The 25,236-nt window shown below is 50.6% G+C and carries 20 protein-coding genes and 1 tRNA gene; 4 read left to right on the top strand and 17 right to left on the bottom strand.

Translation table 11 applies throughout. The features are described 5' to 3' along the window. Window positions 1-22: 22 nt before the first annotated feature. From ACG1BZ_RS08235 to ACG1BZ_RS08185, 11 genes are all read right to left on the bottom strand, one after another. The gene (locus tag ACG1BZ_RS08235; protein WP_413665177.1) at window positions 23-1,906 is read right to left on the bottom strand and encodes a SurA N-terminal domain-containing protein; all 1,884 of its coding nucleotides are present in this window, start codon (window positions 1,904-1,906) and stop codon (window positions 23-25) included. 119 nt (window positions 1,907-2,025) lie between these two features. After that, entirely contained in the window at window positions 2,026-2,298 is a 273-nt protein-coding gene (locus ACG1BZ_RS08230) for an HU family DNA-binding protein (RefSeq protein WP_010132873.1), read from the bottom strand. Window positions 2,299-2,554: 256 nt separating this feature from the next. Continuing rightward, window positions 2,555-4,960, bottom strand: a complete 2,406-nt coding sequence (gene lon / locus ACG1BZ_RS08225) for an endopeptidase La (RefSeq protein ID WP_413665176.1) — start codon at window positions 4,958-4,960, stop codon at window positions 2,555-2,557. A 267-nt stretch (window positions 4,961-5,227) separates the two neighbouring features. Continuing rightward, window positions 5,228-6,514 (bottom strand): ATP-dependent Clp protease ATP-binding subunit ClpX, encoded by a 1,287-nt coding sequence (clpX, locus tag ACG1BZ_RS08220; RefSeq protein WP_282933429.1) that lies wholly within the window; start codon window positions 6,512-6,514, stop codon window positions 5,228-5,230. Window positions 6,515-6,676: 162 nt separating this feature from the next. After that, on the bottom strand, window positions 6,677-7,318 hold the full coding sequence (clpP, locus tag ACG1BZ_RS08215) for an ATP-dependent Clp endopeptidase proteolytic subunit ClpP (protein WP_282933430.1): 642 nt from the start codon (window positions 7,316-7,318) through the stop codon (window positions 6,677-6,679). Window positions 7,319-7,506: 188 nt separating this feature from the next. Beyond that, window positions 7,507-8,820: a trigger factor gene (gene tig / locus ACG1BZ_RS08210; RefSeq protein WP_413665175.1), complete on the bottom strand. Its 1,314-nt coding sequence runs from the start codon at window positions 8,818-8,820 to the stop codon at window positions 7,507-7,509. Window positions 8,821-9,005: 185 nt separating this feature from the next. Next, window positions 9,006-9,090, bottom strand: a tRNA-Leu gene (locus tag ACG1BZ_RS08205). Between the two features lie 182 nt (window positions 9,091-9,272). Next, window positions 9,273-10,448, bottom strand: coding sequence for an acetyl-CoA C-acyltransferase FadA (fadA, locus tag ACG1BZ_RS08200; protein WP_413665174.1), 1,176 nt, complete (start codon window positions 10,446-10,448; stop codon window positions 9,273-9,275). An 11-nt stretch (window positions 10,449-10,459) separates the two neighbouring features. Next, window positions 10,460-12,616: a fatty acid oxidation complex subunit alpha FadB gene (fadB, locus tag ACG1BZ_RS08195; RefSeq protein WP_413665173.1), complete on the bottom strand. Its 2,157-nt coding sequence runs from the start codon at window positions 12,614-12,616 to the stop codon at window positions 10,460-10,462. A gap of 299 nt (window positions 12,617-12,915) precedes the next feature. After that, window positions 12,916-13,500 (bottom strand): helix-turn-helix domain-containing protein, encoded by a 585-nt coding sequence (locus ACG1BZ_RS08190; RefSeq protein WP_413665172.1) that lies wholly within the window; start codon window positions 13,498-13,500, stop codon window positions 12,916-12,918. Between the two features lie 76 nt (window positions 13,501-13,576). After that, window positions 13,577-15,433 carry a beta-ketoacyl synthase gene (locus ACG1BZ_RS08185; protein WP_413665171.1) on the bottom strand — a complete coding sequence of 619 codons (1,857 nt, stop codon included), beginning with the start codon at window positions 15,431-15,433 and terminating at the stop codon, window positions 13,577-13,579. Window positions 15,434-15,572: 139 nt separating this feature from the next. Here ACG1BZ_RS08185 and ACG1BZ_RS08180 point away from each other — a divergent pair, with 139 nt between their 5' ends. Continuing rightward, window positions 15,573-16,559, top strand: a complete 987-nt coding sequence (locus ACG1BZ_RS08180; protein WP_413665170.1) for a GlxA family transcriptional regulator — start codon at window positions 15,573-15,575, stop codon at window positions 16,557-16,559. On the opposite strand, the gene ACG1BZ_RS08175 is transcribed toward ACG1BZ_RS08180, so the two are convergent. Together ACG1BZ_RS08175 and ACG1BZ_RS08170 are read right to left on the bottom strand one after the other, a co-directional pair. After that, window positions 16,539-17,192: a class I SAM-dependent methyltransferase gene (locus tag ACG1BZ_RS08175; RefSeq protein WP_413665169.1), complete on the bottom strand. Its 654-nt coding sequence runs from the start codon at window positions 17,190-17,192 to the stop codon at window positions 16,539-16,541. The genes ACG1BZ_RS08180 and ACG1BZ_RS08175 overlap by 21 nt on opposite strands. Before the next feature lies 1 nt (window position 17,193). Further along, window positions 17,194-17,670, bottom strand: coding sequence for an Hsp20 family protein (locus ACG1BZ_RS08170; RefSeq protein WP_413665168.1), 477 nt, complete (start codon window positions 17,668-17,670; stop codon window positions 17,194-17,196). A 146-nt stretch (window positions 17,671-17,816) separates the two neighbouring features. Between ACG1BZ_RS08170 and thpR the strand changes: the two genes are divergently transcribed. Then, window positions 17,817-18,401: an RNA 2',3'-cyclic phosphodiesterase gene (thpR, locus tag ACG1BZ_RS08165; protein WP_413665167.1), complete on the top strand. Its 585-nt coding sequence runs from the start codon at window positions 17,817-17,819 to the stop codon at window positions 18,399-18,401. Window positions 18,402-18,497: 96 nt separating this feature from the next. Here thpR and ACG1BZ_RS08160 read toward each other — a convergent pair whose 3' ends face one another. Next, window positions 18,498-19,430 carry a hypothetical protein gene (locus tag ACG1BZ_RS08160; protein WP_413665166.1) on the bottom strand — a complete coding sequence of 311 codons (933 nt, stop codon included), beginning with the start codon at window positions 19,428-19,430 and terminating at the stop codon, window positions 18,498-18,500. 539 nt (window positions 19,431-19,969) lie between these two features. Here ACG1BZ_RS08160 and ACG1BZ_RS08155 point away from each other — a divergent pair. Further along, window positions 19,970-20,326 carry an HPF/RaiA family ribosome-associated protein gene (locus ACG1BZ_RS08155; protein ID WP_413665165.1) on the top strand — a complete coding sequence of 119 codons (357 nt, stop codon included), beginning with the start codon at window positions 19,970-19,972 and terminating at the stop codon, window positions 20,324-20,326. A gap of 87 nt (window positions 20,327-20,413) precedes the next feature. On the opposite strand, the gene gorA is transcribed toward ACG1BZ_RS08155, so the two are convergent. Then, window positions 20,414-21,772 carry a glutathione-disulfide reductase gene (gene gorA, locus ACG1BZ_RS08150; RefSeq protein WP_413665164.1) on the bottom strand — a complete coding sequence of 453 codons (1,359 nt, stop codon included), beginning with the start codon at window positions 21,770-21,772 and terminating at the stop codon, window positions 20,414-20,416. Between the two features lie 241 nt (window positions 21,773-22,013). Between gorA and ACG1BZ_RS08145 the strand changes: the two genes are divergently transcribed. Next, window positions 22,014-22,514, top strand: coding sequence for a hypothetical protein (locus tag ACG1BZ_RS08145; RefSeq protein ID WP_413665163.1), 501 nt, complete (start codon window positions 22,014-22,016; stop codon window positions 22,512-22,514). A 78-nt stretch (window positions 22,515-22,592) separates the two neighbouring features. Here ACG1BZ_RS08145 and ACG1BZ_RS08140 read toward each other — a convergent pair whose 3' ends face one another. Both ACG1BZ_RS08140 and ACG1BZ_RS08135 read right to left on the bottom strand, forming a co-directional pair. After that, window positions 22,593-23,717 (bottom strand): TIGR01620 family protein, encoded by a 1,125-nt coding sequence (locus tag ACG1BZ_RS08140; RefSeq protein WP_413665162.1) that lies wholly within the window; start codon window positions 23,715-23,717, stop codon window positions 22,593-22,595. Continuing rightward, the gene (locus ACG1BZ_RS08135) at window positions 23,714-25,183 is read right to left on the bottom strand and encodes a YcjX family protein (protein WP_413665161.1); all 1,470 of its coding nucleotides are present in this window, start codon (window positions 25,181-25,183) and stop codon (window positions 23,714-23,716) included. Before ACG1BZ_RS08135 ends, ACG1BZ_RS08140 begins: the two co-directional genes overlap by 4 nt. Window positions 25,184-25,236: the final 53 nt, after the last annotated feature.

Genomic DNA, 25,236 nt, shown 5'->3' with positions numbered 1-25,236 from the left:
TTTTATGGCTCAATAACAACCGTTACTCGGCAGAAGAGGCCAGATCGATTTTTGCCTGATCGGACAAGTAGCGCTGGATAGCTGCTAACTCGGCCCCACCATTTACAGAGGCCAATTGCTGCATCAGTGCCTGACGCTGCTCTTTGCTCTGCTTGGACAGTTCGCCCGGGCGCACGCTGCGCAGATCGAGAACTACCAGATCACCATTATTTGTAGCGAAGCTGGTCACTTCATCTTTGCCAGCAGATGGTGCAGGCAATGCAAATGCCTTGGCATTAATCTCACCGCGCTGAGCAAAACCACCGCGACGAGTTTTATCACTGGTCTCCAGGGTTAAACCTTGCGCTTCTGCCAGTTCTGCAAAACTAGTACCAGTAGCGAGCTTCTCTTTAAGCTCTTCCGCTTGCTTAGCCAATTGCTCACTGGCCTTATCACGCTTCAAACGGTCAACAATTTGCTGGCGAACCTCTTCCAGAGGGTAGGTACCCGCGGGCTTAGAGTCGGTGACCCGCAAAACGACAGAGTGCTCATTGTTCAGGTTGATCACATCTGAAGTATTGCCATCTTCCTTCACTTCCACAGAGAAAGCAGCCTCGATAACCTGCCCGTTAGAAAGGACGCCAGATGCGCTCTCGCGCGAAAACAGATTGGCAGTCTTCAGGGGAACACCCAACTCTTCAGCGGGCTCAGCCAGGTTATCCGCGTTGTATGCCAGATCGGCAAGACGGGACAAGGCATCAACAAACTCGCGCTCAGCAACGGACTCACGCAGTCGCTTTTCGATCGCCACTTTTTGCTCTTCGAAGCTCGGCGGTTCACTCTGCTCTACTTCCAACAACTTGATAAAGTGAGTTCCACTATCGGTGGTCACTGGAGCAGAAACCTGACCCACTTCCAGCGCGGCCAAGGCCTGCTCGAAAGCCTCTGGGAATACATCACCTGTGGTGTAACCCAACTCACCGCCTTCCTCCGCAGAGCCTACGTCTTGGGAGTAAGTCTTTGCCAACTCGGCGAAATCTTCGCCGGCATCCAGTTTGCTCTGAATCTCAGCAATTTTTTCTGCGTCAGCTTCTTCAAGCAAAATATGTGCAGCACGACGGCGAAGTTCCGATGCGAAACCTTTCAGCTCTTGCTCGTACTGAGCGCGAACATCGCTTTCAGAAATATCAATGTTACCGGCAAATACTTCAGGAGTTAGCTCAATATACTCAACCGCCACCTGCTCTGGACGCTGGTATTGCCCTTGATTCTCCTGGTAGTACTGTTCTACTTCAGCATCCGAAACCTGAGTCTCTGCTAGCAGGCCTTCAACTGGCATCACCACGTAATCAAAATCACGCTCTTCCATAGAGGCGGCAACAATCTGTTCTGCATCCGCCTGGGTAGTAAAAGCACTTTCAACCACACTATTTGCGTACTGCTCCAGCGCCATATCATTTTCCATAATCTGGCGGAAGCCTGCAGGGCTATACCCCATACGACGCAAAGCATCGCGGTACATTTGCGGATCAAAACTGCCGTTCACCTGAAAAGCCGGAATTCCCACGATCGCTCTGTCGACCGCCGCAGAGCTCATCACCATACCGCTGTCCTGAGCAGCTTGGCGCATCACAGCACTGGAAACCAACTGGCGTAAAACTGGCTCACGCAACTGCTCATCGCTGATTAAATCAGCGGGCACATCTTCGCCGTACTGACTAATGATCATATTGCGGCGATTTTGAATTGCGCGTTGCAAATCCAAGTTTGTAATTTTTTCGCCATTAACCTCGGCTACCGCATCGGCAGCACCTCCACTGGCACCGGTGAAGAAATCAATTCCCCCAATGACCATAATAAAACCGAAAAAGGCTGCGACAATAATCGCGGCTGTCCCTTTCAGGTTGTCACGCATGGACTGAAGCATGCTCAGCTCCGAAAATTAATTGTTTTTAACTACTATCAGATACAAAAAAGGCGCATCCCAACTGACACGCCTCTTTGACATTCAGACTCTTTTACAAAGTCTCAAAGCCTGCTGAAAACTTAGTTTACAGCGTCTTTCAGGGCTTTACCGGCCTTGAAGTTAGGAATTTTTGCCGCAGCGATTTCAATGGGATCGCCAGTGCGAGGATTGCGACCAGTACGAGCTGCACGCTCTTTCACAGCAAAGGTACCAAAGCCAACGAGGGCAACTTGATCACCTTTTTTCAGGGCATCAGTGATGCTATCAACCATTGCGTCCAAAGCACGGCCAGCTGCTGCTTTTGGAATATCTGCAGATGCGGCAATTGCTTCAATCAGTTCGGACTTATTCACGCTTAATCCCTCTGTTCTTTTTAAATATGCTTCGGGTGGTCTACAAAAGACACCCATACTTTAAATTTTTTAGCCTTCGGCAATTTACGCGCCGGGCAATAAGCCCCGTTTTATACCAACTGCCCAGAAGCGGGTCAAGGAACCATGCGGGTTTCCGGGCAGATGCACACTTTTCAAGCAGCGTAGATAGCCTGATTGGCGAAGTTTTGGCCTTGCAAGTTGTAAAGGGGCGACAAAAGTCACCCCATTACAAGAGTCAGTGAGTTTGGATTCCTCGCTGCGAGCGCTCCTCTGCCTTTTTCTGTAAGGCGGAATACTCTTCATCAGACAGGGATTCAGGCTTGTGTTCGAGCGCCAGCTCAAGTACCTGATCGATCCACTTAACGGGCCTAACTACCAAGTCCTGAAGAATATTATCGGGAATATCCTTCAGATCTCGCTCGTTATCAGCAGGAATCAGTACAGTTTTTATACCGCCCCGATGCGCTGCCAATAACTTTTCTTTAAGACCACCAATTCTTAAAACTTCTCCACGCAGAGTAATTTCTCCAGTCATCGCCACATCTGAGCGAACGGGAATATCCGTTAACACAGACACCAAAGCGGTGCACATGGCAATACCCGCCGAAGGGCCATCTTTGGGGGTGGCACCTTCAGGCACGTGGATATGAATATCCCGGGTCTCGTGGAAGTCCGGACCTATTCCCAGCGCCTGGGAGCGAGAACGCACAACCGTCAAGGCCGCCTGAATAGACTCCTGCATAACATCGCCAAGGGAGCCGGTTTTGATCATGCGTCCTTTACCCGGCACAGCTGAAGCTTCAATGTTAAGAAGCTCACCACCCACCTCGGTCCAGGCGAGACCGGTAACAATTCCGATTTTGTCCTCTTCCTCCGCACGGCCAAAATCAAATTTGCGAACACCGAGAAGCTCTTCAAGTTGCTCTGGCTGTATTACAGCCTTCTTCTCTGAAGGATTGCGAACGTGCTCCGTTACTACCTTGCGGCAGATCTTGGCAATCTCCCGGTCCAGGCCACGCACACCCGCTTCACGGGTGTAGTAGCGGACAATATCTCGGATACTGTCATCGGAGAGATCCAGCTCATCATCTTTAAGGCCGTTGGCCTTGCGCTGCTTCGGCACAAGATAGCGCTGAGCAATATTCAGTTTTTCGTCCTCGGTATAACCGGGGATTCGAATAACTTCCATACGATCCAGCAACGGGCCTGGAATATTCATTGAGTTAGAGGTGCAGACAAACATCACATCGGAAAGGTCGTAATCCACTTCTAAGTAGTGATCATTGAAGGTTTTATTCTGCTCTGGATCCAAAACCTCAAGAAGCGCTGAGGCGGGATCGCCCCGCTGATCCATCCCCATTTTGTCGACTTCGTCGAGCAGGAACAGGGGATTCTTCACTCCAACTTTCGAAATTTTCTGAATCAGCTTGCCCGGCAGTGAGCCAATATAAGTGCGTCGATGCCCGCGAATCTCGGCTTCATCGCGAACGCCGCCCAGGGCCATACGCACATACTGACGATTTGTTGCTCGGGCAATAGATTGACCGAGGGAGGTTTTACCCACCCCGGGAGGACCAACCAAACATAAGATCGGCCCTTTCACTTTCTTCACTCGCTTCTGTACTGCGAGGTATTCCAGAATCCGCTCTTTAACCTCTTCCAAGCCGTAGTGTTCTTTCTCGAGAATTTCCTCGGCTTTAACCAAATCGTGTCTCACCCGGCTGGCTTTTTTCCAGGGCAGGCTCAACATCCAGTCGATATAACTGCGTAAAACCGAAGCTTCCGCAGACATAGGCGACATCATTTTCAATTTAGCCAGCTCAGCGCGGGTTTTCTTCTCTGCCTCCGCACTCATGCCGGATTCGGCAATTTTGTTTTCCAGCTCTTCAATTTCATTGGGCTCTTCGGTGATCTCGCCCAATTCTTTTTGAATCGCCTTCATCTGCTCATTGAGATAGTACTCGCGTTGGCTTTTCTCCATCTGCTTTTTCACACGCCCACGAATGCGTTTTTCCACCTGGATCAGGTCGATTTCAGCATCCATAAGGCCCAGCAAATGCTCCAAACGCTCTTTAACACTGAGAGTCTCCAGAAGCTCTTGCTTCTGAGCCAACTCAAGGGACATATGCGCAGAAATGGTATCTGCCAAGCGGCCAGGTTCATCAATTCCCGACAGAGAGGTAATAACCTCATTGGGGACTTTCTTACTTACAGAAACGTACTGTTCAAACTGAGACATCACAGAGCGCACAAGGGCATCTGCTTCGCCTTCCGGCAACTCCTGCGTTTCCATCGGCGAAACGGTCGCCTCGAAATGGTTCTCCCTCTCCATCACTTCGTGGATATTTACGCGCTCCCCCCCTTCTACCAGCACCTTCACAGTGCCATCGGGGAGTTTGAGTAACTGCAAGACACTGGCAATAGTGCCCACGCGATAGATATCGTCTGCACCTGGGTCATCCTCAGATGCCTTTCGCTGCGCCACAAGCAATACCTGCTTATCCCTGCGCATGGCCTCTTCCAGGGCCTCTATGGACTTTTCCCTGCCGACAAAAAGCGGGATCACCATATGGGGGTAAACAACAACATCGCGCAATGGCAACAACGGATATTCAAGTGTGGTGTCGGATGACTGATCCATAGAACTCCTCTCGGCCCTATCACTGGGTATTTGGCGCGGCATCATGCTGCTGTTGGAATTGACAGCTTAACCTGGGCCACCGCCCTTCAGATGCTAGTAATGGGGGGGAAGGGCCCGAAATACAAGTCTAATCTCGCGACCAATTTGTGCCGAGCTAAGAGTGCTATTCGAGCCAGGAATACCCAGACAGGTAGTTAGATACCCGGGTAATCAGAAAAAATTATAAAAAAAGCCCCAATATTGGGGCTTTTTGAGGTGGGATTTGAGCTACTCTTCCGGCGCCGCCTTCTGCGGCTGGGACTCACTCTCATAAACCAGCAGCGGGGCTGATTCGCCTTTAATGACCGCCTCGTCAATCACAACTTTCACCACATTATCTGTGGACGGGATGTCATACATGGTCTCCAACAATACAGACTCCATGATAGAGCGCAGGCCACGGGCGCCTGTTTTCCGTTCCATTGCCTTGGTGGCAACTGCATCCAACGCATCGGGGCGGAAATCCAGTTCTACATCTTCCATCTCAAACAGTTTTGCGTACTGTTTGGTCAAAGCGTTGCGTGGCTCGGTGAGAATCTGCACCAGAGCCTCACGGTCCAACTCTTCCAAAGTTGCGGTCACCGGTAGGCGTCCAACAAACTCCGGGATCAGTCCGTAACGAACCAGATCTTCAGGCTCCAGGTCGCGCAGGATCTCACCAAAATTACTGGTGCCATCCTTCGATTTAACCTCTGCACTGAAACCAATTCCACCCTTCTCCGAGCGATCGCGGATAACCTTATCCAGCCCCGCAAAAGCGCCGCCACAAATAAACAGGATATTGGAGGTGTCGACCTGCAAGAATTCCTGCTGCGGATGCTTGCGTCCACCCTGCGGCGGCACAGACGCCACAGTGCCTTCAATCAACTTCAGTAGTGCTTGCTGCACACCTTCACCGGACACATCACGGGTAATTGAAGGGTTGTCTGACTTGCGCGAAATTTTGTCGATCTCATCGATATAGACGATACCCTGCTGGGCTTTTTCTACATCGTAATCACACTTCTGCAAAAGCTTCTGGATGATATTCTCAACATCCTCACCCACATAACCAGCTTCGGTCAGGGTGGTTGCATCGGCAATAGTGAAAGGAACATTGAGCAGGCGAGCCAGGGTCTCGGCAAGAAGGGTTTTACCACTACCGGTTGGGCCTACCAGCAAAATATTAGACTTGCTGAGCTCTACTTCATCCTTACTTTTAACACCAGACTTGGTGCGCAGACGCTTGTAGTGATTGTATACGGCGACAGCCAGCACACGCTTGGCTCTCTCCTGCCCAATCACATACTGATCGAGGATTTCAGTAATCTCACGGGGTGTCGGCAGGCGCCCTTCAGGCCCCTCCGCAGTCTCTTGTACTTCTTCACGAATAATGTCGGTACACAGCTCGACACATTCATCGCAGATAAAGACTGACGGCCCAGCGATTAACTTCCGCACTTCCTGTTGGCTCTTGCCACAGAAAGAGCAGTACAGCAATTTTCCGCTGTCTTCTCCGCTGCTTTTGTCGGTCATCAAAATACTCCGTCGTCACTGGCCGGCCAGGGCCCTAAATTCAGCTTACCCAGCAAGATGCTGCCTTTTGGCGTGATTTTCAAGTCCCAACGAAAGCCAGCCTGTCAAAAAAACTAACTTTCGCTGAAATCCGCCTCCGGCAAACTTTTAATGTAGAAAAATCTACTTATCGAATGCCTGTCGGCGAGACAATACATCATCGACCAAGCCATATTCCTTGGCTTCATCGGCGCTCATAAAGTTGTCGCGCTCTGTATCCCTCTCAATATCACTGACTGGACGTCCAGAGTGATGCGCCATGAGCTCATTCAAACGATGACGAATCTTGAGAATTTCCTGGGCGTGAATGTGGATATCGCTCGCCTGCCCTTGGGCCCCACCGCTGGGCTGGTGAATCATCACACGGGAGTTTGGTGTTACGAAGCGTTTGCCTTCAGCACCGGCAGTCAACAAGAAGGCGCCCATACTACAGGCCTGCCCAATGCACATAGTGCTGACGTCAGGCTTAATGAACTGCATGGTGTCATAGATAGACATGCCGGCAGTTACCGAACCGCCCGGTGAATTAATGTAGAGGTGAATATCCTTATCCGGATTTTCTGCCTCGAGGAAAAGCAGCTGCGCAACAACCAGGTTGGCCATGTGGTCTTCTACAGGCCCGACCAGGAAGATCACACGCTCTTTTAACAGGCGAGAATAAATATCAAATGAGCGCTCCCCTCTGGCGGTTTGTTCTACCACCATGGGAACTAAACCTGATGCTGAGGGCTCTATCGAAGCTTTTGGAAAATCAATTCGTGCCATAGGTACCATTGCTTCCTTTTGTGGCGTATTCGGCAGGCCAGCGAATAGGCATCGTATGCCCATGCTGAAAAATTTGGTTTTCAGAGCTTAACCGGTCAGGCGAGAGAAAGCCAGCCGGTAAAAAGGAAGGAGATGTAGGGGCGTCACGCTTGAGCGGACGCCACCATACACCTGAATGAAGTGAGAGATTAGCTTTGTTTTTGCGGCTTAATCACTTCGTCGTAGCTGCTGTCAACTTCAGATACTTTAGCTGAAGCCAGTACGTGATCAACAACCTGGTCTTCCAGTACAACAGACTCAACACCAGACAGCAGCTCACGGTTGCTGTAGTAGTAGTCAACCACTTCTTGCGGCTGCTGGTAGGTAGAAGCCAGCTCTTCAACTTTCGCCTTTACGCGATCGGCATCAACAGAAAGTTCATTCTGCTTAACAATCTCACCGACTACCAGACCGAGAACTACACGGCGTTTTGCCTGCTCTTCGAACATAGTGTCAGGCAACATGCGCTCGGCATCTTCAGCCTTGATCTGACCACCAAACTGCTGAACCATTTGACCACGCAGGGTAGTTACTTCACTGGCAACCAGAGCGGACGGCAGATCAACTGGATGCTTCTCGAACAGCTGATCCATGATCTGGGTCTTAACTTTGTTCAGAGCGGCATTTTTCAGCTCACGCTGCATGTTGTTGCGAACTTCCTCACGGAACTTCTCTTCGCCACCTTCCTGAACACCGTAAGCTTTGAAGAACTCCTCGTTCAGCTCGGGAAGTTCAGGTTTCTCGGAAGAAGTCACCTTGATATTAAAGGTAACAGCAGCACCGCGAAGCTCTTCTGCCTGGTAATCTTCCGGGAAGGTCAGATCAATGTCTTTCTCTTCACCGGGCTTCATGCCCAGAATGCCTTCTTCGAAGCCAGGAATCATCTGGCCGGAACCCAGTACCAACTGGTGGCCTTCGGCCTTACCGCCTTCAAACTCTTCGCCGTCTTTGCGACCAACAAAGTTGATAACAACACGATCGCCCTTTTGAGCTTTGCGCTTGGTATCTTTCCAGGAAGACTGTTGCTTACGCAGAACATCGATCATGTTCTTCACGTCAGCATCAGTAACTTCTGCAACAGGACGCTCTACAGCGATCTCAGCCAGATCAGCGAGTTCAACTTCAGGGTAAACCTCGAAAGTAGCAACGTACTCCAGATTTTCGCCAGCAGCAGTCTGCTTAGCTTCGATGCTAGGCTGGCCGGCAGGTTTAACCTCTTCCTTCTGTACCGCTTCGTAGAAAGAACGGCTCATTACCTCACCCAGAACTTCCTGACGAACGCCGGCGCCAAAGCGCTGACGAACAACCTTCATCGGCACCTTGCCTTTGCGGAAGCCATTGATGCGAACAGTCTTAGCAGCCTGCTGGAGACGCTTATCCACTTCTTTGTCGACAATTTCTGCCGGCAAGTTGACCGTTAAGCGACGCTCCAGACCGGAAGTAGTTTCGATGGAAACCTGCATGTTTATCCTCGTGAGACTATCTCTGTAATCGCGCCGCAGCGCCAACGAATACCGGGTCACCGAGACTTAGTCAGTAACCTCGTAGGCCCAGCACCAAAACAATACTTTTGTGCTGCCGCCAAATACACAAGAAGCCCGCACCTACCCCTCCAGGGCAAGTCACACGGACTTCAAGGCTTTTAATTTGGTGGGGACGGGGAGACTCGAACTCCCACACCTTTCGGCACCAGAACCTAAATCTGGCGTGTCTACCAATTTCACCACGTCCCCAAATCGAACCTGTCGCTAACTCTTTGATATTTAAGCGCTTTCGCTACTTTTTTAGAGCCCATCGCGACAAGGGGTGCAGATTGTGCCACAGCATTTTGGGGTCTTCAACACTTTACTGAACACTTTTCTCATAAAATAAAAAAAGGCGCCTCAAAGGCGCCTTTTTTCGGGGTCTAATTTCCTTAGACTCGCTCTACAACAGTGGTAATACCCTGCCCCAGACCGATACACATGGTAGACACACCCAGGTTGCCGCCCTCATTCTGCATAACGCTCAGCAGGGTGCCAGTAATGCGCACGCCAGAGCAGCCGAAGGGGTGACCCAGGGCAATAGCGCCACCGTACAGGTTGACCTTCTCATCCATCTGCTCGAGCAGATCCAGGTCTTTCAGCACCGGCAGCGCCTGCGCGGCAAATGCCTCATTCAGCTCAAACTTGTCGATATCGCCAACAGTTAGACCCGCTCTCTTGAGCGCCTTCTTGGTAGAGGGCACCGGGCCATAACCCATAATGGACGGATCAACACCAGCCAGCGCCATTTCTTTCACGCGAGCAATAGGAGTCATACCCAAAGCCTGAGCGCGCTCAGCGGACATTACCAGCATCACAGAGGCACCGTCGGTGATCTGAGAGGAGGTGCCAGCTGTTACCTGACCGTGCTTCGGATCGAATGCTGGCTTCAGCTGAGCCAGACCTTCCACGGTGGTGTCCGGACGGATGGTTTGGTCCGTCTCAACCAGGAAAGGTACGCCGTCATCGTCATGACCTTCAATAGCGATAATTTCGCGATTGAATTTGCCAGCCTTGGTAGCTTCAGCCGCGCGATGGTGAGAGCGTGCACCGAACTCATCCATCTGCTGACGCTGGATACCGTGCATCATCGCCAGGTATTCAGCAGTCATACCCATGGAGCCGGCAGCTTTAGCCATATAGCGACCCAGCATTGGGTTGGGGCTAACATGCTCCATCATGTTTAGGTGGCCCATGTGCTCAACACCACCCACAACGTACACATCGCCAACGCCAGCCTGGATGTTGGCAGCTGCAGTATGCAGGGAGGACATAGAGGAGCCGCACAGGCGGTTGACGGTTTGCGCCGGGATAGTGTGTGGCAGACCAGCGCGCAGCAGGATAAAGCGAGCTACGTTAAAGCCCTGCTCATCGCGCTGCATAACACAGCCCCAGATCAGGTCATCGATCTCGGCGGGATCGAGCTTGTCATTGCGCTGCATGAACTTTTTCAGCAGCTCAGCGGACATATCATCGGCGCGAACATGGCGATATACGCCATTCTTCGAGCGACCCATGGCCGTACGCGCGTAGTCGACGATTACGGCATCTCTAGGATTTAAACTCATCGCTATTCTCCTTACTTGTCGCCGTAGTAGGTTTTGCCACTTGCGGCCATTTCACGCATGCGATCGGTCGGCTTGTACAGCTCACCCAGATCGGCGTACTTATCGGCAATCTTCACGAATTCATCCAGACCAATGCTGTCCAGCCACGCGAAGATTCCACCGCGGAACGGAGGGAAGCCAATGCCGTAGATCAGCGCCATATCAGCTTCAGCTGGGGAATCCACGATACCCTCTTCCAGGCAGCGAGCCAGTTCGGTTGCCATAGGCACCATCATGCGCTCGATAATTTCGTCTTTTTCAAACTCGCGACGTTCAGCAACGTGCGGCTTAAGCAGCTCGTAGGACTCTTCAGTAGCCACTTTCTTCGGGCGACCTTTTTTGTCCTGCTCGTAGTTGTAGAAGCCTTTGTTGTTCTTCTGGCCGTAACGACCCGCTTCATACATAACGTCGGAAGCAGCGGTAAAGGTTTTACCCATGCGATCGGGGAAGCCTTCAGCCATTACGCTTTCTGCGTGAACACCGGTATCGATACCGACAACGTCCATCAGGTAAGCGGGGCCCATCGGCCAACCCCAACGCTCCATCACCTTGTCAACGGCCTGGAAGTCAGCGCCATCGCGCACCAGCATGGAGAAACCGGCAAAGTAAGGGAAGAGAACGCGGTTAACCAGGAATCCAGGGCAGTCGCGTACAACAATAGCCTTCTTGCCCATCTTGTTTGCGTAGGCAACAACGCGAGCTACAGCTGTGTCGGAAGTTTTCTCTCCGCGAATCACCTCAACCAGCGGCATTTTGTGCACTGGGTTGAAGAAGTGCATACCGAGGAAGTTCTCCGGACGAGAGAGCGGCTCAGCCAACTGGTTAATAGAAATAGTGGAGGTATTAGAAGCGATTACAGTGTCTTCGCTTACTTTGGTTTCCACTTCTTTCAATACTGCATGCTTCACCTTGGGATTTTCAACCACAGCTTCCACAACAACATCGATATCGTTGAAGCCGTCGTAGCTCAAGGTAGGTTCGATACGGTTGAGCACTTCACCCATTTTAACGGGGGTCAGGCGCTTGCGATCAACCAACTTGGACAGCAGCTTGTTCGCCTCATTCAGACCAAGGTCGATACCCTTCTGGTCGATATCCTTCATCTTGATCGGAGTGCCTTTGTAGGCAGACTGGTAAGCGATACCGCCACCCATAATGCCAGCACCCAATACTGCCGCACGCTCAATCGGCTTATCGGCTTTCTTCTCCCAACCTTTGGCAACCTTACCAATTGCCTGGTCAGCCAGGAACAGTCCTACCAGAGACTTCGCAGTGCCGGTCTGCGCGCAGAAAATGAACTTCTCCTGCTCGATTTTCAGCGCTTCATCACGGCTCAGCTTGTAACCCTGCTCGATTGACTCAACAGCAGCTACGGGAGAGGGGTAGTTTTTACCCGCCTGCTGACCTACAAAGGCCTTGGTGGTAAAGAAGGCCATTAGCGCTTCAGTATCATTCAAGGGGATTGGAGATTTCTTCAGCTCGCGAATGGCTTTGTAGTCCAGCTCGCCATTAATAGCGCGCTCAAGCAGCTTGACCGCTGCATCTTTGAGCTTGGCAGTGGGGATCACCGTATCGACAGCGTGAGCTTCCAGAGCGGCGGCAGGCTTCTGCTCTTTACCCGCTGCAATCCACTCAGCAGCAACATCAACACCCACTACACGCGGCAGGCGAACAGTGCCACCCCAGCCCGGAATCAGACCCAGCTTAACTTCCGGAAGACCAACTTTGGCCTCTTCGCCCATCAGGCGGAAGTCACAGCCAAGACACACCTCAAAACCACCGCCAAGCGCGTAGCCATTAATTGCTACCGCAGTCGGTACCGGAAGGTCTTCCAGGCGGTTGATATTTTCGTTGTTCTGATTCATCAGATCAGCAACGCCCTCTGCACCTGCAGAGAAGGCACCACCAAACTCAGTGATATCAGCACCAACAATGAAGACGCCTTTACCGCTGGTCAGCAGTACACCTTTTACACCATCCGCTGCTTCGATAGCATCCAGCGCTTGGGAGAATTCAGAAACCGTCTGACGGTTAAATTTATTGACGGATTCGCCTTGCAGGTCGAATTTGAGCTCGGCAATGCCGTTGTCCAGCATCTGTACCGTGAGCGCTTTGCCACTAAATAACATTGATTGACCTCTTTTATTCTGGGCCGCGATCCTGGGCCCGGGGTCGGAATTTTTGTGCAACCAAGGGCCGCCCCGCACAGCGCGGTGACACTTAGGCCCAATTTGGTCAGCCGTAGTATAGCCAGATTCAAACGATTGTTTGAATACTATTTCTTACAAATGGAGTGGCACCAGGAGTGCCAAAGTACAGAAATTCGCCAGTTTGCGAACAGAGAGAAATTAAAGCTGGGCTAGTCTATCTCGGATCGTGCTGCCTTATCAGCCACTTGGCACGAACTCCCTCTTTTCTAAACCACCTTTCAGGAATTGGGCTCTTGAAGGTCGGGATGCCCATAAGCCGGCATCATTGCGCTGACAACTACACAGTCACAGCGACCTGTATTTCGAAAGCGGTGCGGACGCTGAGCATCAAAATAATACCCATCACCGGCACTCAGCAGGGCAAAGTCGGAGCCAACCGTAACCTCGAGGTCACCACTGACAACCACCCCACCAATCTCCCCCTCAGCAGATTCGAGAGAAAAGCCGGTGTCATCCCCAGCCGGAAATACTTTCCACAATAGCGACATGCCGCAGTTTGCTTTTGCCCCTCCAAACAAACGGCAGGACACAGAGCCGTGACCGATCTCAGGCACTTCATTTCCGCGAAAAAAAATTTGCTTTGCGCCCGATATTTCCAAGGAAAAAAAATCGGTTAGCGACATAGGAATGGCGCCCAATATTTTTTTTAAGGAGCTTACGGAAGGGCTAACCTTTCCCAATTCAATAAAAGAAATTGTTGCGTTGGTTACCCCAGCCCGTCTCGCCAACTCCCTCTGTGAGATACCGTAAATGTGGCGCACCATTTTCAAGCGGGCGCCAACATCCTCTTCAGGATCATCCATGCTCCCCATTAGCTCCTTTTGTGCAATCTCCCTTCAGGTAAAAATCACCGAAATTGAGGCATTATGTAAAAGCCAATCACACCATATCTTCAAAGGGATTTCCATTTGGCAGCTTCACCGGCGGCATTCCGGGTAAACAAATTTCTTCTTCTGAGATAGTGATCTCACTTTCATTGATCATACCCTCACCAAATCGATAAATAACATCAAGCTCACCACGAGAAGCCTTGGTGTTGTACTTTTCGCTCTGCTCTACAACCTTCTCGTTCAACGTTTGAGACGTCACAATGGCCGATTTGCCATGACGCTTTTCCATCATTGATTTTGTGATCTGCGGGGACAAAATTGTTGCCGTCGCATTATTTCCGCCAAAACCTTTCGAGTTTAAGAACGCTAAATCAAGCGCACCCCTGCCCCTATCGGTATGTTCAAGGGAAATATCCAAATGCTTACAATGAACATCATCGGCGATGTGATCAACGGTGGTCACTCCCGGGAGAATGCCGCGATCAAATACACCTAACGCTGTAACTAACTGATCTCCACTGGCTGAAGCGACGGTATGCCCCAAAAAGGCCTTGACCGCACAAATCGGCCACTCGGCAATGCCAAATGCGCCGGCCAAACGATCAAAAATGGCGGACTCAGTAACCCGATTTTGCGGCGTACTTGAGCCATGGGCCTGCACAAAGCTGCGACGCCGCAAACTATCCTCACCCACAATTGCCCGCGCCTCCGCCATTGCTCTGGCCATCGTCAGGTAATTCCCGGGACCCGGCGCAGAAATCGATTTTTTTGTACCGTCGGCATTGGTAAACACACCGGCAACCGAACCATATACGGAAGCACCCAACTCAAGCGCCAGAGCATCATCCATTAAGATGACCCACTGGGTACCCTCACCCAAGGTAAAACCACAGTTCTCACCGAACGGGCGACTAGTGCGTCGATAATCAATTTCACCAGGGAAAAGCTTGCGTAAATTCTCGGTAGTGGCAAGAGCACCCATCGTTGAATAGCCATCGACAACTTCAGGCACAAGGGGCGCCTCAGCCGCACCAATTACAGCGACCCGCGCCCTACCCGAGCGAATATCTTCAACGCCAGCGCGAAGGTTGTACAGGAAGGTTGCGCAAGCACCGGCAACAGCGCCAGTAGAACCGACATTTCCGAGCACATAAGCGTTAACAAAATCCGCTGGCATACTATTTAGGCCAAGCGCTAACTGTTTAGAGCTTACGCGACCACCTCGCAGGCGGGACTGCAATAGACCACCGTTGCCAAATGGGTCCAGTTGACTCATTGCCGAGGCGGCATAGAGTGAAATATTTCCCGGCCCAGCCGCAGATACAACGGTATCCCAATCAACCCCCAAAGACTGCACAGCATCTGATGCGCCCAAGAGGGCCAACTGCAGTCCCCTCGGGTGAAATCGAGAGTTATATTTAGTGCCCGGTTCAAATCCGGTTGGGAGCTGGCCGGCAGCAGCCACACTTATCTCGCGGTGGCTATCCAACAAAACTGACAGCTCAGCTGTAGTGACCCGAACCCTGCCGCCCTGGATATGCTCCAAGTGCCAATGAGCGGGCACAGGCTGCGGAAGCTGCCGGGTGGAAATTTCGAATGTCAGGCCCTGGGGGTTTGCGAGCTGGGCAGACTGATGGAAATGGCACTTGCGGTAGTCGTAATAGCGACTCTCTAGTTCGCGCACCAAAGTACCATCCAACACCTGCTGCTCAAGGGCAGGGTCCAAAATGCCTTCAGCGTTGTCTCCGGTACGCAAGCCCATCAGGGCGGCCAGGTCGGAAAGAGTGCTATCCCTCTCTTCCTTACCCAGTTTATCTAGCACGAGGCGAGAGTACCCCCTATGGAAAGAACTACGTCCAGCAGGGTTGAATCCACCGAATGCGGTGATTACGGGAAGGCGCTGCATCCTGACCTCCAGCCAAGCACTTAACACTATAAAAATAAGAGATGCGAGTGTAGGGGGTGGCGATTCTGTCCAGTTATGGGCATACTGGCCAGCAAAATTGAGTGTTTTGGCCAATAGCGCAAGTGCGCATAGATGTGTAATGCGAACAGTAACTTTTCTACTTATCGACCAGATGCTGGCAACCGGTACCGTTCTCCCACTTGAGATGCTCCGCGGTGCGGAGAGTCGCGCCAGGGTTGAGGGCATCAAGGGCAGCCTAAAACTGGTGACCGCCAGTTTGGATGGGGCACCAGTAAATACCCGCTGCGGGTTTACCCTTCAACCGGACGTCGCTCTTAGCGACGCACCAGATAGCGACCTAATCTACATCCCGACCATGTGGCGCAACCCCCGCCCCGCCCTTAAGCGAGGCGGAAAAATATTGGAATGGCTGCGCCAACAGGAAAAACAAGGAGCTGCAATTAGTGCTGTGGGTACCGGAGTTTGCTTTTTGGCCGAAGCGGGCCTCCTTAACGGAAAACCTGCAACCACCCACTGGCATTATTTTGATCAATTTAGCTCAGACTATCCAGAGGTAAAATTAAAACGTCAGTATTTTATTACCCAGGCAGACAAACTTTTCTGCGCGGCCAGCGTCAATGCCCTCGCCGACGTAACGGTTCATATGATCCGCCAACTGTATGGACCGGCCATTGCCAGTCATGTAGAGCGCAATTTCTCTCACGAAATTCGCCGCCCATTTGAAGAGATAGCCTACTCAGAAGGATCTGTTCACTTACACCCAGACGAAGATATCGTTCAAGCCCAGGCCTGGCTCAAGGAACATTGCAATACCGAGGTACGCCTTAGCGAAGTGGCACAACTTTTCGATATGAGTGTGCGATCGTTCAATCGCCGGTTCAAACTTGCTACAGGACAGACACCATTGCAGTATTTGCAAAATGTCAGGGTTGACATGGCGCGCGAGCTTTTACAATCAAGCAATTTATCGGTCAATGAAATTGCTGAAAAAGTTGGTTACCAGGATATGGGGCATTTCACAGCGCTATTTAAAAAATTCCTGGCAACAACTCCAAGTGAATACCGCACCACGGTGCGAGCCAAGCTATTCAGGGTCAATACTTAATTTTCTTAGAAAAATAACATCGCTGTGAACAAACTGGAGCTCGGCACCGAGTGACCGAGCCAACCATTCAAATGTCCTCACGCTAAAGAAGCAAATATGTGTAGGGTCTCTGATATAGTGCCACGTGGCGAAGCGCTCTGCAGAAATAACCAGTTTCGTCATCAGGGCCATAACCCCCCCTGTGCGAAGCCTTTGCCAAAGGTTTTCAAGCTCTTCTCCTGGCTTCACAAGATGCTCGATCACTTCTGTAGCAACAATAAAATCGTAGCTCCTATGCAGCGCCTTCCTGGCCGGCATGTAAAAGTGATCATACAGGTCCACCCGGTGTCCACTCTCCGCCAAAATTCTGGCCAATAAAGGCGCCGGGCCACAACCAAAGTCCAGGCCATGGCAGGCCCCACTCAACTCTTTCAGTAACGGCTGCGCGCAACGACTGAGAAATTGATGATAACCGTCATCCTCCATCGAATTCTCATGGAGGTCGTAATAAGCTCTCTCTTTTTCAGGTGTCAGATGGTATTGCGGCGGCACAAAAACGAGCGCGCAGTTATCACACTGATGATAACTGCGGAATTTATCCTGATGGTAAAGCTGTACCGCGCTTTGGCGGCACAGCGGGCAATGAAGTGACAACTTACGCTACTGCAGCAGTGGACTTAGTCTCACTCTCTTTGTGCTGCAGCACATTACCTTCTGTAATCGAAATTTTTCGTGGTTTCATCGCTTCAGGTATTTCACGTACCAATTCTATATGTAACAACCCACTAGCCAGTTTTGCATCGGTCACTTTCACGTGATCGGCAAGTTGAAAGCGCCGCTCAAAATTTCTTGCGGCGATACCCCTGTGTAAATAATTTCCCTGGCTATTACTTTCTGGCTTAGTACCGCTAACCACTAAACGATTTTGCTCCACCTGAATATCGAGTTCAGACTGCTCAAAGCCAGCGACAGCCATGGAAATTCGGTAGCTATCCTCACCGGTCAACTCTATATCGTAAGGGGGGTAGGATGGCTGTTTTTGCTCGCTTGTGGTCATTGCATCGAGCAGACTGGCCATACGGTCAAAACCAATTGCAGAGCGATAAAGTGGAGAGAAATCAAAATTACGCATTATCATATCCTCAATTCAGAGCAATATTTAAAACTACGTCCGTCAAATGACCGGACTCTTTTCAGGGGCACTTTTCATTGAAGCTACCACCTGTACAACAGAGATATGGGCAGAGGTTTCTAATTCAAGGGTGACAGATAAATTTTATGCCAAAAAATCACAAAAAACCTTTAGAGCCCACTTGTCGAATCTTTATCGGCATCCAGCTGGATAAAACAACACAAGAATTTTTAAATTATTTAACAAGCTTCATCACGGAAAAACAAAGCGCCTCATCCTTAGCCAGCACCCGCTTGATAGCCTATAAGAACCGTCATATCACCCTTTGTTTTTTAGGTCAGATTCCAATAAAAACAATACAGCCACTAAAAACCGGGTTGACCTCAATCGCTCGAAACACAACTGAGACGAAAACCCGCCTATTTAAACTTGATACCTTCCCGGGCAATGATGCTCATCTAATCGCTGCAGAAATCACAGCCACCAAACAATTGACGGCCTTGCATATGTCCGTCAAACGCCTCGCTGAGAGCCTATCCATACCGACAGAAAACCGGCGCTATCGCCCACATATCACCCTGTGCAGAAATAGGAAACAATTTCACGGATTTTCTCCAATCGACGTAGAACACCCAATAACAATTAACAATATTACTCTCTACCAAAGTCAACCAAGTCCAACAGGAAGCCTTTACACCCCCCTACAAACAACTATTCTACAGTCGCGGTAAAACTCCTCCCCACTGTTAATATCTATTTTCTGAAACCCCAAAAAGCAAAAAAGCGAGCCTTAGGCTCGCTTTTTTATTTACTTGTTCACTGAACAATTAATTCAATTCTGACAGCACATACTCTGGGTACATAACCAATCTTGGTCGAGATAGGCGACGCGCATCAAAAATAAAGACATAGCGAGCCCCATCATCCTCAGCCGGAATTGTACGGCGGAATTTCCAAGTGTTAATTTTATAAGTTTGGCGACCTGACTCAACGGTAGTTACCAAGCGATATTGATTTTCCCCCAAAAACTCAAAGGGTACTCTTTCCCCCCCAATTGGCCGCAACTCAAGATCCCGGAACGTTTTTCTATCGTTACCTTCTTCGTCAGCCAGGAGATCACTCAGGCGTGCTGTTTCCCGCTTTACATAATCCAACAAGTCGGCATCGATCTCTCGCTTAGCAACAGCTTCCACTTTTTTAGCGGGCTCCTCGCGCTTTGGCGGCTCGACCTGAGCTTTAATTTGCGGGGGTTTTGGTTTCTCATTAGTAGCAGCAGCTCGCGCCATAGCTGCCCTTCTCTCGGACGCTTCAGCCTTTGCCAGCATATCCTCAACCATCTTGCTAATTTTATCCTGCTGGGCAGAAATCTTAGCTTTGGCATCAGCAATTGCCTGCTTTTCTTCAGCCAGTTTTTGTTGAAGCTGCTGATGATTTTCTTTAATAAACTCGAGACGACGTGAACGGCTATCGACACCTCTCTCCGCCATAGCGAAGGCATGCTTAGCCTTCTTAAGGCGACGCTCAGTATCTGAGTTGGGGGTTGACTCATGAGCCCGGGTCGCTTGATTGAGCTCCTGGCGACTCGCCTCGTATTCCAGGCGCAGGTCATCGAGAGATTTCTGGGCCTGCTCAAGCTTATATTCGTAGGAGAGCAGCTCATTTTCGACATCCTCGAGCCCAACACTCCGATTTTCAAGAGACTGTTCCAATCGCGCAAGACGGTTCTTCTCCGCCGTGAGGGGCGTCTGCGCTTGTGCCACTGCCCCACCCATAACTACTAAGCCCGCCAAAAGGAGCGAGCAACACCGCTTTACCGCCATCGTCGTGAACCCATTTCTCGAATTGATGTGTTTCGTGTTTTGGAAGCGCAGCGACTCTGAATCTACGACAGAGTGAAGCTACTGCGCAATATGGTCAATTTTACGCAGGGAGCAAGCTATGAGCAATGACCTTGCGTTCACCTGAGCCAACTAGCTGATCAATAAACCTTCAAATCCACAATATTGAGTCACCACAGTGACACCACTCCAAAATTTATATGAAATTTTTCTGCGATAGCGCTTGATTTTTTTTTTGGCGGAAGCATTATGGATACCAGGGAGAAGATCGCTGGACTCAGCGGAAACCCGACCCGGACGTAAAACACCCTAAGCTGCTTTGTCAGCAAACAATCGTTGCGATTCCGGCAGCTCGGCGCTTCAACTGCAGCCTCGAACCCTCCCACTAGGGCGCCCTACCTTCTTTACAGCAAACCGCAACAGCGGCCTGCATGGTTTCTTTTAACCGGAGGTATGTGCCCATGAAATCAGCGCCTAACGATAACATTGTGTTCCGCGACATCGACAAGTCAGCCGCCCTGGCGACTACCGTATCCAAGAAGTTAAACAAGCTGGAACGTTATTGTGGCGACATCATACATAGTCGCGTAGTCCTCGAAGCTCCCCATCAACACAAAACTAAAGGCAGACACTTCAAGGCATCACTAGAGCTTGCGATTAGTGGCAATCCCGTGACTATTAGTAGTGAGAACGAATCCATACACCGAGCGGTAAACGACACATTCGCCTCCGCCGAGCGCTGCCTGAAAGAGCGTAGTGAACGCAAGAAAACACGGCGGCACCAAGCCCTACAAGAGGTTGTAGAAGAACCCAGCTAAAAACTGGGAGTCACAAAAAAGGCGGCAAAATGCCGCCTTTTTCATTATTCACAACTGCAACTTATATCTACAGCGTAACAACAGCACCTAACCTGCAACTGGAGTTCTCATAGTTACAAACTCCTCAGCAGCGGTGGGGTGAATTCCAATCGTTGAATCAAAGGTGCTTTTGGTAGCTCCTGCCTTAAGTGCTACGGCCATCCCCTGAATAATCTCCCCTGCGTCATCGCCAACCATATGCACGCCAATCACCTTGTCGTTGGACGCATCTACAACTAGCTTCATCAATGTCCGCTCTGTATTCCCACTCACAGTGTGACGCATTGGTCTGAATTCCGACTTATAAATAGTGACGTCGAGTCCAGAGTCCCGCGCCTCTTCTTCGGACAACCCCACAGTTCCGATATTCGGTTGACAGAAAACCGCTGTAGGAATGTTGTTATAGTCAATTTCAGCCGTCTCTCCAGTGCGCCAATGCTTAACCAAGGCCATAGCCTCCGCCAAGGCAACAGGAGTAAGCTGAGGCTCACCCGTTACATCTCCCAGTGCATAGATTGACTGCACACTAGTTCTAAAATTATCGTCCACAGAGATTGTGCCATCCTTGTGCAAGACAACACCCTGCTCCTCTAGCCCCAACCCTTCAACATTTGCTACGCGCCCAGTAGCGTAAAGCACCATATCTACATTAATACTGGAACCATCATCGGCATGAGCGAGCAAGCTGCCATCCTGAAGCTTCTCAATAGAAACAACGTTGTGGTTAAACTTTAGATCGATATTTTTCTTCTGCATCTCATCGCGAACAAAAGTGCGAATATCCCGATCGAATCCTCGCAAGAATAAATCTCTTCGATAAGAGAGGTGCACGTTCGCGCCGAGACCAGCAAAGATGCCTGCAAATTCGACGGCAATATAACCCCCACCAACAACCAAAACTCGCTTGGGAAAGTTTTCCATTGAGAAAACTTCATTGGAAGTCAGCGCAAATTCCCGTCCCGGAATATTCGGAATAAATGGCCATCCGCCTGTCGCCACCAAAATACGCTCTGCAGTAATTTCTTTGCCGTTAACAACAACACTGTGAGGACCTTTGATGCTGGCTCTGCCATTTAGGGTTTCCACCCCAGAGTTATCCAGCAAATTGCGATAAATCCCATTGAGTCGAGCAACTTCTTTTGCGTTGTTATCCCGCAGTGTTGGCCAGTCAAACTCAACTCCCGCGCTATTCCAGCCATAGGCTCGAGCATCAGAAAAGCCTGCGGAATAACCACTCGCATAAACAAATAATTTCTTGGGGACACAACCTACATTTACACAGGTCCCCCCCATATAGCGGTCTTCAGCCACAGCGACCTTCATTCCTTGTGCAGCAGCCATCCTACTTGCACGCACGCCACCAGAGCCGGCACCAATAACAAACAGATCAAAATCATACTCAGCCAAAATAAACTCCCACTCAGCTATGCTTCGAATAATTTTTAAACAGCCCGACAATAAGTTTTCTGTGAACAACCATCTCAAGCTGACAATTCTTACTTAATAACCGTTGACACTTGACTTCGCTTTGGATATTCATGTGACTGCTGTCACAGATATCAGCCCGCCAGAGGAAATTGCACAACAAAAAAACCTGAGGCGGATAAAATAACAGTCATTAATAAGAGCAAAACCTATGGGCAATAATATGAAATACCCAAATGCAGTGATGCAGCGCGCCCTATTGCTTACCTCTCTACTGCTCATCAGCAATTTAAGCAGCGCAAAGTCTCATCCATCCTATCTGTCAGAAAAATACTGTGGCGATGTGGTTGAACAATTTGTCGGCTCGGGCATGCGTAGCCTCGACAAGTATATCAACCATAACTTCAACCCCGAATACACCGGGGGAATTCGCAATACAATACAGTTTCTTGAACAGAGGTTGGACTGGCTGAGCGAGTGCGATGATTACCTGACAGACACCACAAAAAGCTCAGTATTTCACAGCAAAGACGACACACAAAAGATCTTCACCGCCATCAGAGAGTTAGCCAAGGAGCTCCAACACGTCCGGTCTGGAGTTGAATATCGGGATGAATCGGGAAATAACAACCCCGCCCCCTTCATACAGCGCCGCTATGAAGCCCTGGCCCAGCTGGTTGATCGACATCACACCCGCATGTTGATGAAAAAACAGTTTCAATAAGTTGCTGACTAAGGGGGCAGATTTTCGCCCCCTTACATCAAACAGTCAGCCCAAGAGATGGGCTTACGATCCCAGTAGCTACTCGGTACCCGCCTTCCGAACCTTTGCTTCCTTTCGCGAGCTAAGCCCAACCATAGAAAACAACTCGGGCATCCTCTCTTTAAGGCCACCACCAATACGGGCCATAACTGATCTCAGGCGAGGGCGCTGCTTTTCAGTAAAAGGGATTGGCCGACAGCTTTGCATTGTCGCCAGGCCGATACGCGCAACAAACAGGCTGGCTCCGACCCCCTGCCCCAAACGCACAGATACTGTACTCAGCATGCTATCGCCAACAAGTTCCGGCCACATTTCACTGATCGCATACTCACTCGCGCCAGTGTAGGCGACCAAAGACAAAACCCTCTTGAACAAGCGCCATCGCACCACAAGAGACGGCTGCACGCCATAAATCTGCGCCACATCATCAATCATTCGCAGTGACTGCCTCAGGGCAACCAGAATATCGATACTGGCAAAAGGGCTCAGCCCAACCAGTGCACCAGTGCTCGTTGAGTGGCGCACGACTCTCCTTAGAGCCTCTTGGTCAAGGGCATTTAAGAAGGTAACCTCTAAGTGCTCTAACAACTCACTGCTATCGTAATAGTCAGCTGCCTCATCTAGAACTCGATTGAGCAGTACACCTTGGGGCTTACCGGCAAAATGCTCCTGCAAATTGCGCCTGAATACTTGCGCCTCTTGGTGACTGCGGCAGTCTCGGGCCTCGGCAGCCATTGCCTGAGTTTTTTCAAGCTTGTTCAGTGGGCGCCCCGCTCGGAAAAACTCCCAAACGGAACTACCAATGATTGCACTGAAGCCCGCCATCAAAACAGCCACAAAAAGTCCCAATCCCCAGTGTTTATCGACCGCCCATTGATAAAGTCCATAAAACTCCCATCCGATCACGACCACCACTACTGCAAGCGCAGAGAGCACTGCTGGCTTTAGCCACTTAAACCGGAAAGTGGGTAGGCGCAACTCGGAGAAAGCAATCCGATCAGGAAGAGACTCTCCAGTGGTTATTGACCTAGGAATCTCCGCTGACTCATCCGCAAGCGGTTCCACCCGCGTCGCATCTCTTTGCGGGACCTCCTGTCCAGGCTCATCTAGCGACTCGATACGTGTTTCGCGACGGTACTCAGTATTTTTATCACTATTAATCAAACCTTATCTCCCAACAGAAGGTTCAAAAGAGCATCCACCCGTATATGTGGAATATGTCCTTCCTGCATTCCCACTGGAGGCCGCAGCTGTGGTGGTGCAGCTCCCGCATAGTGGCTCCACCCCTGCTCTTCATAGGGCGCCTGGGCAAAAATTTCCGCATTCTCAAAACCCAAATACTGCCCTTCGAGGTCATAACCCATCAGCATTCTCCGTCCATTCTTCTGCCCCTCTCTAGAGCAGCGAACCGCGGCAATCGCCTCACTAAATACCGGCAAACCCCGGTGACGGGCATCGGAGAAAGTCTGTTGTAACTGCTGGCCTAGAAGCTGCCTCAAAGCATCGTGGTCGGCAGCAAGTACCTGATCGACTTTAGTCGCAGCAAAAAGGAGTCGATTAACCTTTGGGCGCCATAGCTTGCTTAAAAACCCCGATTCGCCATAGCGGAATGTATCGGCAATATGAGCAAATGCCAGACGCATATCTTCCAGGGACTGTTCACCAGCAAATAGAGTGCCAATCATATCTACCAGTACTAGTTGTCGATCGATATGTCGAAAATGGCTGTCTACAAAGGGTTTTACCTGCGCTTGCACATAGCGTTCGTAACGCGCCTGCAAAACCTTAAAAACACTACTCTCAGACAAAGCAGCTAACTGCCCAGCATCTAAACCACGCAAATCCAGGAGTGGAACTACCCCGTACGCCTCCTCGTCTAGCAGCGCTCTACCAGGCTGTAAATAACTGAGATTCAACTTGGTTCGGCAACTCAGGAGATAAGCTCGGTATTCCCCCCATAATTCGTCCAAATTTACTTCACTAGCATTCGCCTGGGGGGACAGTGCTGCCAGCTGAGCTGTCAACTGGGGGGCCAGCATTGACCGCGCATCTGTAGAAAATAGGTGTGCTTGATGACGACACCACTCTGCGTAATCCATACGCAATAGCGGCAAGTCCATCAACCATTCCCCTGGGTAGTCACGCAACTCCACTACCAACGTCTTTCTACCATTACCCCGAAAACGGCGCCGGCTGCGTAAATGGATGTGTAACTCCATAGCCGAAGCATCTCTAGTGCTCTGTGGCCAACTAGGTGGCTCAGCCATCAGTGCCGATAGGCAGGTCTGATAGTCAAACGGCGCCAAACCCGAGTCCAGCGCTGGCTTCAACTCTGCCCCCAATAGATCGCCATTGAGTGCAGGGGCAAAACCAGGTAATTGAGACTTCTCCGGATTGCAGAGTTGGTATATCAGACTGGTGAGAAACGTGGACTTGCCAGCACCACTGAGCCCAGTGATACCGATACAGATGCGTCGGTCCAACAAGCGCTCGGCGGCCCAGTGGGATTTATCCTGGGCCTCTCGGCTCCAGCGCCGTAGCTTTTCTTTTAAATGTGGGCGAGATTGACTCTCGCGAGACATAGAATCTTCGCGGTCCAGCGACACACACTCTGTCACTTTGGGTTCCATATAAAGCTGACTTCCAGAAATGGGGATAGAGAGGACGATGGAGGCTCAAGAAT

The sequence above is a fragment of the Microbulbifer sp. CNSA002 genome, assembly GCF_047324085.1.
Classification (GTDB): Bacteria; Pseudomonadota; Gammaproteobacteria; order Pseudomonadales; family Cellvibrionaceae; genus Microbulbifer.
The sequence above is the reverse complement of the archived record's forward strand: the minus strand, read 5'-3'. Positions and strand labels throughout refer to the sequence as shown.